Annotated in this window: 12 protein-coding genes; 9 read left to right on the forward strand and 3 right to left on the reverse strand. The window is 50.7% G+C overall.

The window, feature by feature from the left end; translation table 11 throughout:
- A partial coding sequence (locus VMX96_06230; protein HUU63498.1) for a hypothetical protein occupies positions 1-196 on the forward strand: 196 nt, incomplete at its 5' end.
- Positions 197-286: 90 nt separating this feature from the next.
- On the opposite strand, the gene VMX96_06235 is transcribed toward VMX96_06230, so the two are convergent.
- The 3 genes from VMX96_06235 to VMX96_06245 are packed head-to-tail and all read right to left on the reverse strand — an operon-like array spanning position 287 to position 3,326.
- A complete protein-coding gene (locus VMX96_06235) occupies positions 287-1,867 on the reverse strand; it encodes a hypothetical protein (protein HUU63499.1) in 1,581 nt (526 codons plus the stop codon).
- A 42-nt stretch (positions 1,868-1,909) separates the two neighbouring features.
- Complete coding sequence (locus tag VMX96_06240) at positions 1,910-3,052, reverse strand: CDP-glycerol glycerophosphotransferase family protein (protein ID HUU63500.1); 1,143 nt, start codon at positions 3,050-3,052, stop codon at positions 1,910-1,912.
- A gap of 28 nt (positions 3,053-3,080) precedes the next feature.
- On the reverse strand, positions 3,081-3,326 hold the full coding sequence (locus VMX96_06245) for a hypothetical protein (protein HUU63501.1): 246 nt from the start codon (positions 3,324-3,326) through the stop codon (positions 3,081-3,083).
- A gap of 256 nt (positions 3,327-3,582) precedes the next feature.
- On the opposite strand from VMX96_06245, the gene VMX96_06250 reads away from it, so the two are divergent.
- The 8 genes from VMX96_06250 (at position 3,583) to VMX96_06285 (ending at position 13,685) form a co-directional block, all read left to right on the forward strand.
- A complete protein-coding gene (locus VMX96_06250; protein HUU63502.1) occupies positions 3,583-4,374 on the forward strand; it encodes a glucose 1-dehydrogenase in 792 nt (263 codons plus the stop codon).
- A gap of 137 nt (positions 4,375-4,511) precedes the next feature.
- Positions 4,512-5,825, forward strand: coding sequence for a right-handed parallel beta-helix repeat-containing protein (locus VMX96_06255; protein HUU63503.1), 1,314 nt, complete (start codon positions 4,512-4,514; stop codon positions 5,823-5,825).
- Between the two features lie 128 nt (positions 5,826-5,953).
- Positions 5,954-6,595: a hypothetical protein gene (locus tag VMX96_06260; GenBank protein ID HUU63504.1), complete on the forward strand. Its 642-nt coding sequence runs from the start codon at positions 5,954-5,956 to the stop codon at positions 6,593-6,595.
- Positions 6,596-6,848: 253 nt separating this feature from the next.
- The gene (locus tag VMX96_06265; protein ID HUU63505.1) at positions 6,849-7,031 is read left to right on the forward strand and encodes a hypothetical protein; all 183 of its coding nucleotides are present in this window, start codon (positions 6,849-6,851) and stop codon (positions 7,029-7,031) included.
- A gap of 537 nt (positions 7,032-7,568) precedes the next feature.
- Complete coding sequence (locus tag VMX96_06270; GenBank protein HUU63506.1) at positions 7,569-8,747, forward strand: choice-of-anchor Q domain-containing protein; 1,179 nt, start codon at positions 7,569-7,571, stop codon at positions 8,745-8,747.
- 492 nt (positions 8,748-9,239) lie between these two features.
- Positions 9,240-10,001 carry a cyclase family protein gene (locus tag VMX96_06275; protein HUU63507.1) on the forward strand — a complete coding sequence of 254 codons (762 nt, stop codon included), beginning with the start codon at positions 9,240-9,242 and terminating at the stop codon, positions 9,999-10,001.
- Between the two features lie 587 nt (positions 10,002-10,588).
- A complete protein-coding gene (locus VMX96_06280) occupies positions 10,589-11,110 on the forward strand; it encodes a ComEA family DNA-binding protein (GenBank protein ID HUU63508.1) in 522 nt (173 codons plus the stop codon).
- A 202-nt stretch (positions 11,111-11,312) separates the two neighbouring features.
- Positions 11,313-13,685 carry a DNA internalization-related competence protein ComEC/Rec2 gene (locus VMX96_06285; protein HUU63509.1) on the forward strand — a complete coding sequence of 791 codons (2,373 nt, stop codon included), beginning with the start codon at positions 11,313-11,315 and terminating at the stop codon, positions 13,683-13,685.
- Positions 13,686-13,881 lie beyond the last annotated feature (196 nt).

Genomic DNA, 13,881 nt, shown 5'->3' on the forward strand with positions numbered 1-13,881 from the left:
AGCCGGCCTGCATAAGATCGAAGTGGATGGCAGAAATATACCTATCCTGGACGCCCAGATGATAGCCTTTAAGACCGCCGAGATGGCCGTTGATATCAGTAAAACCACCGGACTACCATTTACCAGTCTGCCGCGGCCGCCGGCAGAGGATGTGAAAAGGGTGAGGGATATATTCGGGTTACCTACCTTAACCTGAGGTTGACAGGGCATTATTATTCTGGGGTGCACCTTAAGTAATGTTAAAAGCGCTTAATATGTGTCATCCAGATGAGTGTAATCTTCCTTATTAGTCGCAGTTAACCATATCAGTGATTTCAAAGAACTTGTACGGATGATCTCTGTAAAAAGCATAACTCCTGTCGGGCAACAGCTCAAAATCGGTGTCAAAGTAGAGATTGAAAACCAGTCGAAAAGAGTTCACCGGCGTTATGGAAGGATACAAGACGTCCCTATTAACATCGGGTAGGTAGTAGGCGTTCAATATTGTCACCTTTTCCCTGAGTTCCGCTCGCGTTGCCTCTTCCCAACCGACCGCTTCTTCCCACTCACCCTCTCCTATCCACTTATCCTGTCCTCCCGGGTAGGACCCTTCGTCCGACTGCAAAATGATAATGGGGGGTATTTCTGAGCTTGAGAGCAATTCATCGATGAGTTCCATCACTCTGTTATTAGCGAAAACCAGCTGACCGATGTAATTTACCTCTACACTCCTATTATTGACCTCCTCTGCCGTCAGGTAATTACCGTTGCGGTCAAATACGAATGGGTTGTGGGGAATGAGCATATGAGCAAAAACAAACGTTGGCTCTTTCATATCTGGTATTTCAGCCAGTTTATCGAATTTGTACTGAACCCTATTCCACTGCCCCATACGGAAATCCTGCACCAAAGGCGCCTTCACCCATTGAGGTAATAGAGCATTTTCCAGCGCAATAGGATATAGCATGGTGGTTTTATATAGGGTCATTGAGAATTCTGGTATCTCCCAGTAGTTAAAATTCATATCGGCATATTCATTTTTCCTGGTTGGCTCCCACCATGATCCCATATGTATAAATTCATATCCCTCCGATTTTAGAAAATGCCACACCTCATAATCCTGCAGCATGTCATAGAGTGGATCCATGTCACTATAATCTTCACCCAACTCCTCACTCAGGTAATTAATATATTTCATGTTCAAGGATGATGCCAAGGATTGAGGGCTCTCTGGATAGTTTGATCTGCTTTCAGATGCCACATAAAACCCTCTGTTAGATAAATAGTCGGTGAACTCACTATTATCGAAATCATAAACCTCTTTAAGTGTGCTTTCGCTTGCATATCTATCCAGAACAATATAGTAAATATCCGGAAGGCTATCCGTTTTACTCGTATTGGCTCCAGGGTCATAGCCATTTTCCGTCGTTGTGATACCCTGCGAGGCAGCCTCAATCTCATTAGCCGCTATATTGATGGTGGGAACTATGACCAAGGCAATGGCCACTATGTTTAGAATAACTGTCAGATTGTGTAGATCTCTACGTGTCCTCTTCACTAAATAGGCACTACAGATAATGAGTATGCACCAGATAGGCCACAGGACCTTGTAAGTAATACCCAGACCCTCTACGGCATTTGAAACATACCCGTAGGAAAAGAACAGAATTAAAAAGATGGATACAATTATCGCTGCTTTTCCGGCATTCCTGAAGATCAGCCAGGCCGGTAATAGCAGCAGAAGCGCAAAACCCATCGCGGAAAACAGGGGTATCGCCACTGCAGAAGGTGAAACCTCTGCTACATTAGCAGAATAGAGGGCCAGAATGAAAAACATGGCAAACATTATGGGATGAATAACAAATAACCATTTCTTCGGTTTTTTCAAGTCTGACCCCCTTGCATCTCCTCTGTCATGGCATCATACCCTCTAATTATTCCCCTTAGCAATACCTTCAATATACCCCGCACCTATTTCCGATGAATGTCCAAAAGCATACACGTATGCCTTCCTTAGCTCAGTTATCCTTTTCCGGTAGGCCACCCTGCTCACTATCAAATCCGAAATCACCTGCGGAACCGACTCCACCTCCTCCGGGGAAAGAACCACACCAATTTCTGATCGAAGAGAAAGCTCCAATGGTTCTATGCCCAACTCTCTATACCTTTGATTGTTTACTTTAATGGGGACATCCAGGTACAAAACCGGTCGTTCGGTGCCGAAGGCATATTCAAGAGCAACCCCGGAGTAATCGCTTATCAGAACATCAGCCCGGATGAGTGAGCTATCACCAGCAACAGACATCTCCAGAGTGAAACCCGGATCATTTCCATACCTGGAAGCGAACTCTGCTACTAAATCCGGAGAGCGTCTAATTGTCTCCGGGTGAGGACGAACAATGACCTCATAACCGGCTTTAAGGAGAAGCTCAACCAGACGCTCACCGCAAGACTCGAGAACGTTGGCAACCCCCCAGGAAGGAGCGATCAGGACGGTTTTCCTGCCAGCGGTGGGCGACTTTTCCGAGGAGCACATCTGGTATGCCGCGTAAATCCGCTCCACTCGGTAATATCCTGCCTCTACGAGGGTCTTTGCTGGAAGACTGTTGATCTCTTCATGCCGGCGAATCTCCTCAACCTGGTGTGGACCGCAACACAGAACGGAATCATAATGGTCAAAAGCACCGTATCGATATATCATGTGAGTGCTAACTAGCGCATGGAATACATAGACGTAATGCACCGGATTAAGTGATCGCTTGAGATGGAACTGACCCAGGTCGGTCAGTGTCATAACGAACACACCACAATTGACATGCGCCATAAAGAGAGCAAGTAGCTTATTCAGATAAAAGGTTCGTACTCCTGACAGGGTTTCTTGCAGGATCGGATCGTCCGGGTCGGACGTAACATAACACAAACTTCGACCGGACCCGCTTATAAGTTTTTCAATAAGACCCTCGAAGTAAGGGTAATAGCCCCCGTGCTCAGCATAGAAAACAATCGATTTCTCGGTTTTTAGGGTTCTCCAGAAGAAACGGTGAAAGTCCGCTATTTCCTTTAGTAAACGCATGATAACTCAGGGTTTTCCAGTAACCCGGTTAATCCTCTCCTGAGTCATTATCCTTTCGGATTCTATTTCCTTTATGAAAGCGACTGCCAAAGAAAGCCCTGACCTTCCTCCAGTAGATCACAATTGTGGCCGATACCCCAACCAGAGCAGCTATAACAAAGGGAAGGATTACACCGCCAAGCTCAATATAGTGGAGATCCGCCGCCCCGGGCAAGGTGAAAAAGAAGACAGCAGGTACAACCGGCATCCTTAGCAGGCGTTTAATATATTTCATCGTGATCCCCTCCTTCCCGGGTTGAGCGGATTTTCGTCGGTTTTTATGATATAACTTACCGAGAAAATATGCCAGACCCTTACCTCCGTTTTGCCCCGATTGAGTTCGCTCAAAATATGGCTCAGTGGGGTCAATGCTAATCATAGCACCTAGACCAATGTCTGTCCAAATATTGACAATCTTGACAGGAGGTTGCCAGGTAGTGTATAGGTAACCCTGTCTACTAAAAAAATAACTGGATGGAGGGAAGGTAAAAATGCTCAAGGAGTATAGTCTTGAGGGCAGGGTTGCCGTCATTACCGGTGCAGCCCGGGGTATCGGCAAAGGGATCGCTCTGACCCTGGCCGAAGCCGGTGCCGACATCGTTACTGTGGACCGGAATACAGAGGAAAACGAGCAAACCGCAAGCGAGGTTCAGGCCCTGGGGCGGCGATGCCTGGCTATAACCACCGATGTCACCAGAGAAGACCAGGTACAGCGGATGGTCAGCCAGGCTATATCGAAATTGGGGAAAATCGATATACTGGTTAATAATGCCGGCAAAGGCGCCAGGCGGGTGGTAACACCCCTGGCCGAGCACAACATACGACCCATAACTGACGAGGACTGGTATAGTGTCCTGGACCTCAACGTGAGGGCCATACTTTTATGCGCGAGGGCTGTTGGCCCCCATATGATCGAGCGACGGAAGGGTAAGGTCATTATAATTACCTCTGTCACCGCAATAAGCGCATTTGACCATACCAGCCTGTATTGTGTGAGCAAGGCAGCAGCGGCCAGGTTTGCCCAGACCCTGGCACTGGAGTGGGCCCCCTACAACATCAACGTCAATGCCATCGGCCCCACCTGGACGCTAACCGAGGGGGCCAAAATGATGCTGGAGAAAAGTGAGGAGTACCGGCAAAAAGAGATGGCCCGTATCCCGATGGGGAGGGCTGCCACCCCCAGGGAGATAGGTCTTCTCGCCGTTTACCTCGCCTCCGATGCCTCCGATTTCGTTACCGGGCAGAGTATCTATATAGACGGGGGGCTGACCGCCGGGGGCTAACCGCCGCGCCTCTGTACAACGAACGATTGATAGGCTATACTCACTATGATATAAATCCACAAAGTGTCACAAACGATGGACATCTTCGCAAGAGGTTTAATAATACTTTAATCTGAAAACAGGCAGAGGGTGATGAAATGAAAATAAAGACAATTTACTTGGCATCAGCCCTGGTACTGGTGTTCTCGCTGGCAGCTGCCTTAATACCAGCAGGCCCAGTGATGGCTCAACCTCCGTACTATGTATCTACCACGGGTAGCGATACAACTGGTGATGGAAGTGCTGGAAATCCATGGGGCAACATAAGCTACGCAGTTGGGCAGGCTGCATCCGGCACCACGATCCATGTGGCAGCAGGGCAATACAATGAGCATGACATCACAATCAACAAGTCCCTGACGATACAGGGTGCCGGCGAGGGCGGCACTATCGTTGACGGAAACGCTCTCAGTCGCGTGTTTCATATAAATGGTAGTTACACGGTTGATATGTCCGGCATAACGATTCGGAACGGCAACATGTCAGGATACGGCGGTGGCCTATATAACAACAATGGTAAGGTAACTATAACTAACTGCACGGTAAGTGAAAACGATGCCGATGATAGCGGCGGTATCTTCAACCTCAGTGGTAACATGACTATAACTAACTGCACCATCAGCGGAAACAATGCGCTTAACTGGGGCGGCGGTATCTTCAACGCCAGTGGTAACATGACTATAACTAACTGCACCATCAGCGGAAACAGTGCTGCAACGTGGGGCGGCGGTATCCTCAACTCCAGTGGTAACATGACTATAACTAACTGCACCGTCAGCGGAAACAAGGTTGACGATGATGGCGGTGGCATTTATAACACGTCTAGTGGCAATGTGACGCTGACCAACTGCACCGTCAGCGGAAATACTGCCAGTGGAGATGGTGGTGGCATTTGGAATGAAACAGGCGATGTGACGCTGACCAACTGCACCATTAGTGGAAATACTGCTGACAGCGGCGGGGGGGTTATAAGTTACGTCAGTATTAATATAACGTGTACAATAGTCTACGGTAACACAGTTGTTAATGATGGTTCTAACATTTATGGTCCATACACCGACATCGGCAGCGAATCCATCGTTGGAAGCCCCGACCCACTCCTCGGTCCGCTTCAGAATAACGGGGGGCCTACAGAAACACATGCTCTCATGATTGGCAGCCCCGCTATAGATGCCTGTGTCACCAGTTGTACCGTCAACACCGACCAGCGAGGACTACCACGGCCAGTGGACGGGGATTTAGATGGCACCTACTTCTGTGACGTGGGCGCATATGAGAAACAGCCTGCGGTTGGTGGAATTATAGAGCCGGTGGACCGGTTGGAGCTGCTGGCGCCGTGGCTCGCGCTGGCGGCACTGATGGCGGTGGCCCTGTCAGTGGTGGTGGTAATGAGGAGGAGGCGCCTGGCGTAGATTCTCCAACAATAGACGAGAAGAGAACAGGGGCTACCCGAAGGGTGGCCCCTCTGTTATTGCTAACAGCCTTGACAGGCTAGTAACGCAGGAGTATCATCGCATCATAAAAGGGCAGGAGGTGGGTAGTGAAAAGGACAAGAATCGCTGTAGTATTGCTCGTGGGCGTTTTGGTGGTGTCGGTATTGGCTTTCGCCATGCCTACGTCGACAGTGCCAGTAGCAGAGGCTGCAGACGCATATACTTTCACCGGCTATAGATTCACCGGCCATGTATTTGTGGGCGGCATGCCGGTACCTTGTAACACACTGATTCAGGTTCTGCAAGGCGGTACTCCTCTCGGCGAAACACACACCGGTATTCCGTGTCCGCCTACTAGCCCTCCCAGACCGGCTGCAGTTCTCGACTTAGATGACAACGAATACCGTATAGAGATATCAACAACACCTACAATAGTAGAGCAAGCACGAGCCAGAGAAGATGGTACAGCTAACTTCCGGATAGGGTGGGACTGTGGTGGTGGTGTAGTATTGTTAATGGCAGTTGAAACCGCTGCCTTTGATTTGGAAGCCCCGGTGATACAAGACCTGCACTCCAGTTGTCCGGTTGGTGGGATTATAGAGCCAGTCGACCTGTTGGAGCAAAGTGCGACCTCCGGTGAGCCTTCTGATGGAGCTTCTGCCAGCACCTTCATTGCCCTCGGGATTGGGATAGCAGTGCTGCTTGCTGCCCTTATTGTATGGTCGGTAAGAAGGAGACGGGTAGCGTAGGTTTTACAACAACATAAAAGTAGCTTTCAGGGGGCTACCCGATAAAGGGTGGCCCTTTTTTTATCCCCCATGCAGCCTACCTCAATACCGCCTTATCTACAAAAAGCATACTGGCTACTTTGTAACCGACATCCACATGGCGATTGTTGCAGAAATGGCGTTTCGTGCAACATGATAGGAGACTCGTGTTCTGTTGACAGTCGGTAGTCTTTACAGTACCATTGTATGACAGAAGGGCATATTGGAGGTGAATATGTCCGCGCAACCTGAACAACCCAAAAAGCAAAAGGCCAGCGGAGTAGCGATACCCGCTGGCCTTTTCATTGGTATGGGTATAGGTTTTGCAGTCGATCATCTAGTCGCTGGCCTTTTCATCGGCCTTGGTGCCGGATTTCTCACAATGATAATTCTGCGTATCAAACTTGGCGAATGGTAAAAAGTTATTACGCCTGCATGCGATATGTCTTGAAACTGTATGTAGTCAGCACAAGTGGGACAGTTCAGGCCATTGAGTTAATGGACACTCAGAGGCCGTTGCCCTGCTCCCTAGCGATCCTATTATAATCCTTCCTTGCTTGTAATGTCCTGCTTTTAGCCTCCTTTCTTTTCTGCTTCAATGGCTTTGACCAGAGTCTCATCCAGCGGAGGCGGCTTCCTCTGTTTTATTAGTCGATAGTAATAACTAGACCTGACCTGGCCAGACCCACCGCCTCCAGTACCACTTTCACTGCTTAATGCCGCTTTAGCTACAAAAAGCATACCAGTCACTTTGTAACCGACATCCACATGGCTATTGTTTCAGGTGCCAACCCACATCGTTGACCTTGGCAGCCTGTTCCCGCGCACTGGTGCCTTGAGGGATTGACAGGCCATATCAGTCGTGGTATAAGCTGTAAAAAATATCTCAAACAACATACATCCTGGTACAGGGTTAATACCCTTATAATTTTCAAACTAAGAGTAGCGTGTAGAAATGAAAATAAAGACAGTCTATCTTGTAGTAGCGCTGGCTCTGGTGTTCTCACTGGTGGCAGTTATTGTGCCGGCAAGCCCGGCGATGGCGGCAGACACCTGGTATGTTGACGGTGTACAAGGAATTGACGATGTCACCCATGGTACAGGTTCTGGTACCAATGCTTTTAAAACTATTCAGTACGCCATAGACGATGGCAGAGTTGGCAACGATGACACCATCATAGTAGCGTCGGGGACGTACAATGAGCATGACATCACAATCAACAAGTCCCTGACGATACAGGGTGCCGGCGAGGGCGGCACTATCGTTGACGGAAACGCTCTCAGTCGCGTGTTTCATATAAATGGTAGTTACACGGTTGATATGTCCGGCATGACAATCCGGAACGGCAACACCTCAGCAGACGGCGGCGGCCTATATAACAACGGTGGCAACGTGACGATGACCAGCTGCACCGTCAGCGGAAATACCGCCTATAATGGCGGCGGTATCTTCAACGCCAGTGGTAACATGACTATAACTAACTGCACCGTCAGCGGGAACACCGCCGTGAGCGGGCAGAGCGGGATGAGCGGCGGCGGCATTTATAACAACGGTAATGTGACGATGACCAACTGCACCGTCAGCGGAAACACCGCCGACGACGGCGGCGGTATTTATACCGAATCTGGTATTATGGTGCTGACCAACTGTACTGTTACCAACAACGATTACGAGGATAAAGGTGGCGGCATTTATATTAGTCCGGTTGGTGGTGGCGCATCCGTAAAGTGTACCATCGTATACGGTAATTATGGTGAGGACATCTCTGGATTCTTGTGGCTCGACGGTTTTAGCATCGTAGGCGGCACTGACGACCCGCTCCTCGGTCCGCTTCAGGATAACGGCGGCCCTACTGAAACCCACGCCCTTATGACAGGCAGCCCTGCCATCGACGCCTGTATCCTTGGATGTACTGTAGCCACTGACCAGCGCGGGCAACCACGGCCGGCGGACGGGGATTTAGATGGCATTCCATATTGTGACGTGGGCGCATATGAGAAACAAATCTCAGTAGGCGGGATTGTAGAGCCGGTGGACAAGTTGTCGCTGCTGGCGCCGTGGCTCGCGCTGGCGGCACTGATGGCGGTGGCCCTGTCAGTGATGGTGGTAATGAGGAGGAGGCGCCTGACCTAGACTCTCCAACAGTTGATGAGAAGAGAACAGGGGCTACCCGATGGGTGGCCCCTCTTTTTAAGTCCACATGCAGCCTACCTCAATACCGCCTTAGCTACAAAAAGCATACTAGTCACTTTGTAACCGCCATCCACATGCGTATTGTTGCAGGTGCCAACCCACATCGTTGACCCTGGCAGCCTGTTCCCGCGCACTGGTGCCTTGAGGGATTGACATATGGGGAACCAGATTAACCCATGCTACACGGATTGACAAACGAAGAGCCATAGCGTACTCTCCTCTTACTAAAGCCAGACGGATTTGGAGAGAGGAGGGAGGATTATTTTAGCCGGAGATATTAAATGTCCGAAATGTGGCTTTATAACTGTTATACGAACAACTACAAAAGGCCTAAAAAGCCTCATATCGAATTTAAAATGGGAAATCTCGCATAAGGTGATCCACAGAGCCTAAATTATTAGTTCTGGATTATCATTACTTAGGGGGTTAGAGATGACCACAATTATAGATCTCAGTGTACCTATAGAAGTTTGCCCTAGCGAGCTCATTCCAGTTGCAGTGAGCCATGAAGAACATAAGCATGGAGCTGAATTAATGAAGAAGCTATTTGATTGTACTGCTGAAGATTTACCCGGAGGATTAGGATGGGCAAATGATACGGTAAACATGATTTCTCATGCTGGAACTCACGTTGATGCACCGTGGCACTACTCTCCCATTTCTGAAGGGAGAAAGTCAAGAACCATTGATGAGATGCCTTTGGAATGGTTTTACAGTGATGGTGTGCTGTTGGACATGAGACATAAGACCCGTGGTTCAGGAATTACAATCGATGATCTCCAGAAAGCACTGGAAAAGATCAACTACATTATTAAACCTTGGGACATAGTGATGATTCAGACTGGAGCAGACAAATTGTGGGGTAAACCGGAGTATTATGACGCCGGCTGTGGCATGACTAAGAGCTCTACACTTTGGCTAATAGATCAGGGCGTTAGAGTTATGGGGATTGATGCCTGGGGATTGGACAAACCGTTCTGGGCGATAAAGGAGGAATTCGCACAAACAGGTGACAATAACGTACTTTGGGGTGCACACTATGCTGGTATCGAAAAAGAATACTGTCATATAGAGAAGCTTGCTAACCTAGATCAACTTCCGCGTCAGTTCGGTTTCAAAGTAGCGTGCTTCCCTATTAAATTGACTGGTGGAAGTGCTGGATGGAGCCGGGTTGTCGCTATATTTGAGGATTGAGAGAATGGTCGATCTTCAGCATGTAACTAATGCCCACAAATGTCCGCCCCTTCTTTTTAACCAACCGCCTGCCTTGGCCAGCAGTCAGCAGTGAAGTACTTGCATAATTAGGGTTTGTGTCAACACATTTCAAGGGCTATTTAGCTACGGAATTTGATAAAAGGACATTTTGTAAAGCCGTATCTGGGAAGGTAATAGATGGTACTGTGAATTTTTTAGGGGGGGTCTATGGTATCGCCTCAACACCTTATCCCTACAGCTCAGCCAGGCGGATTATAGGGGCTACCCAATATGGGTGGCCCCTCGGTTACTCTATTTCAAGAACTAGTCTGACAGGGATTTCCACTATCAACTGCTTAATCGATTTTTCCTTCTTAATATGATATTACTTTATCGCTAAGCGATTCTGTTAGAGTCAAATTCGAGCCAGATCTGGCATACTTCCATCTGAGGCTCACAGGTGCTATATCCCGGGGGCATCGATTATACCTCGAATGCATACTCCGAGTGGCTGGGCTTCGCCGAGGATAAGGGGCTTGACGGGGAGACCATCGACGGGGTATTTTTTTAGTTTAGGGGGTGAAGTCATGAAGCGGGTCGCAAGTTATAAAGTACTCATCGCTTTTTCACTCATCGTGCTCATCGTCATCGGGGGCGTCTTTCTTTTTCAACAGCAGCCCCGGGCAGAAACGCCTCTGGAGATCACGCTCACCACACCCGCCTCCGCCTCACCGGCGGGGATGGAGGTCTACGTGGATGGCGCCGTTGCAAGTCCCGGGTGGTACCCCCTTGAAGAGGGCGATAGAATCTCAGACTTCCTTTCGATAGCAGGCGGGGTCACCGGCGATTCAGATCCTGCCAGAGTCAAACTCTATGTATATGAAGAATTCGAAAGCGAGGAGAGTGCATCACCGCAGCTAGTAAGCATCAACAGCGCCGGGGGCTGGCTCCTCGAGGCCTTACCCGGGATCGGCCCTGTGCTGGCACAAAACATCATACAGTACCGCGAGGAGAACGGCCCCTTCGTGATGACCGAGGAGTTAATGCTGGTATCAGGAATCGGTGAGGCAACATACGATGGACTGAAGGATCTGGTCACGGTGGAGTAGCGGAAATAGTATTAATACAATCCAATATGCCGCTTGCTGGAGACACCACCGAGGATGAAAATGGTGCATGTCTGAACCGGTTTTGTCTATAATTCCTGCGGAAGCAGGAACCCAGAGACTGATCGGTCTAGATTCCCGCCTGCGCGGGAATGACATAGGCGTAGAGTTTGTCCAGACATACTAGGGCTCTATTTTCATTACAATGACACTGGTTTATCTCAGTTTGGCCCTTGTTATCGGCATCTATCTGGGCTCCCATTTCACACTGCCACTTGATACCGTTTTACCCATCATAGCCTCTGTCCTCCTCGTAGTACTCCTCTTCCGAAAAAACAGGCCTATCCTATTGGGCGGGCTATGTTTCGCCCTTTTGCTATGCGGCGCACTCAGATTCGCCGCAGTCCCCAGCGGCGACGCCCTCCAGCCTTATATTGGCGAAGGGACTGTCCAGATCACCGGGGTGGTAGCTGAGGAGCCCGAGCCCAGCGATTCATCTAACAGGCTTACAATATCGGCGAATGAGATAGACGGGGAAGAGGTCTCGGGCAATCTCCTAGTGCACACCACCAGATATCCCGTTTATGAATACGGCGACCTGCTTAAAGTTACCGGGAAGCTGGAGCAGCCGCCCGATGATATCGATGGTTTCGACTACCGTGCCTACCTCGCCCGCCAGGGCATCTACTCCACGATGTATTACCCCGATGTCGAGCTTGAGGGAAGCGGGCAGGTGCCACAGCCCTTTCAGGCTATCTACTCCTTCAGGCACCGAATGGGGGAGGCGCTGGGGGGCTCGCTTTCCGAGCCTCAGGGTTCGCTGGCCAAGGGCATCCTCCTGGGGCTGCGCCACGATATACCTTCACCACTGTATCAGGACTTCCGTGACTCGGGTACCGCCCATCTTCTCGCTATTTCCGGCCTTCACATGGCGATTGTTTCCGGCATCCTTCTAAGCGCCTCGGTGTGGCTCTTCGGCAGGCGCAGGCCAACATATTTCCTGTTGACCCTTGGCGCCCTGTGGGGATATGCCGTGCTCGCCGGGATGTCGCCATCGGTGACGCGGGCGGCCATAATGGTCAGCCTCTTTCTCTTCGGTGCCTACGTAGGCCGGCAGCGAAGCGGGATCACAGCAGTCGCCTTCGCCGCAGCTATAATGGTGGCGATCGATCCCCAAATCCTGTGGCAGGTGAGCCTTCAACTGAGCTTCGCTGCAGTGCTGGGTATAATCATTCTGACGCCAACCTTTCAGCAATGGGGAAGTAAGACCGGAGCACTAGCTATCCTAGTAGATAGCTTCGCCTACAGCCTGGGGGCCATCATAGCCACCCTGCCACTCGTGGCCTACCACTTTGGATACATCTCCCTGGTCGGCCTCCCTGCCACCTTCCTCACCTTGCTCGCACTGCCCGCCATCATCGTGCTCTCGGCGCTGGTAGGTTTTATCGGCCTCCTCTCCCTGCCCGTTGCCCAGGTCATCGGGTGGCTAGACTGGCTCTTCCTGGAGTATATGGTTTCGGTGGTTAAGGGCTTTGCCTCTCTACCCTATTCCTCCCTCGAGTTCGATGGGACAGATTCATTCTGGGTCTGGCTCTACTACGGCATACTGGGTAGCGCGATCTGGCTGGTCACCAGGGGGAAGCCTCTTTTATCCGGCATTAGGGTTGGCATTGGAGGAGCTCCCGGCGTTTTGACCTCTCTATCTCGAAGTAAGTCGGTGAAATGGGTTCTCATCCCGCTATTTATCATCGCCATCCTTATCTGGACTGCTGTAGCGGTCACCCCTGAAGGTGGCAGGCTCAGCGTTAGCTTTCTGGATGTGGGGCAGGGCGATTCCATCCTTATCACTACCCCGTCGGGCCAGCATATCCTCGTCGATGGCGGGCCCAGCCCGGAAGAGGTCGCCTACGCTCTGGGGAAGGAGCTTCCATTCTGGGAGCGCACTATAGAACTGGTGGTGCTCACCCATGCCCACGACGATCATATCACCGGGCTGGTTGAGGTGCTTCGCCGCTATGAGGTCGAGCAGGTGCTGTATCCCGAGGGCATCGATTATACCTCGAATGCATACTCCGAGTGGCTGGGCCTCGTCGAGGAGAAGGGGATCGGGAGCACGCGGGCTCAGGCGGGGCAGGTAATCGACCTCGGTTTCGGGGCAACCCTTAAGGTGCTTCACCCGCCCGCTGAATTTCTCGAGGGTACCGAATCGGACATCGATAACACTGGAATTGTGCTGCGGCTTGAGATGGGGGGGGTCAGCTTCCTTCTCACCGCTGACCTCTTTAGGGATGGAGAGCTTTACCTGGTTTGTCAGCGGTTGGAGCTCGGGAGCAATGTGCTCAAGGTGAGCCACCACGGCTCAAGCACCTCTACCTCTCCAAGCTTTCTTGACGCCGTCGACCCCGATGTGGCGGTGATCTCGGTGGGCGAGGACAACCCATTCGGCCACCCCAGCGCTGGGGTCATGGCCAGGCTTATGGCAAAGGTTGGTGAGGAAAATATCTACCTCACCTCCGAGCGGGGCACTGTCACCCTCACTACCGACGGGGAGAGGTTGTGGGTGGACGAAGGGGAATAGGGGGGAGAACGAAAAAGTTGGAAGCGGGGAGATAGACGGCTGACAACGACTTACCGCACGTCCGCTGCCTTACACGAGATTGACAAAACGCCTTTCTTGTGATATATTTTTATATAGAGATAGAGCGTCGTGCTAGCACCGGCCGGCGGCTGAAGATAGCCACAATCGCATACGGGGAAGACGAGGATTCACACCA

The organism is Dehalococcoidia bacterium (genome assembly GCA_035528575.1).
In the GTDB taxonomy this organism is placed as follows: domain Bacteria; phylum Chloroflexota; class Dehalococcoidia; order E44-bin15; family E44-bin15; genus DATKYK01.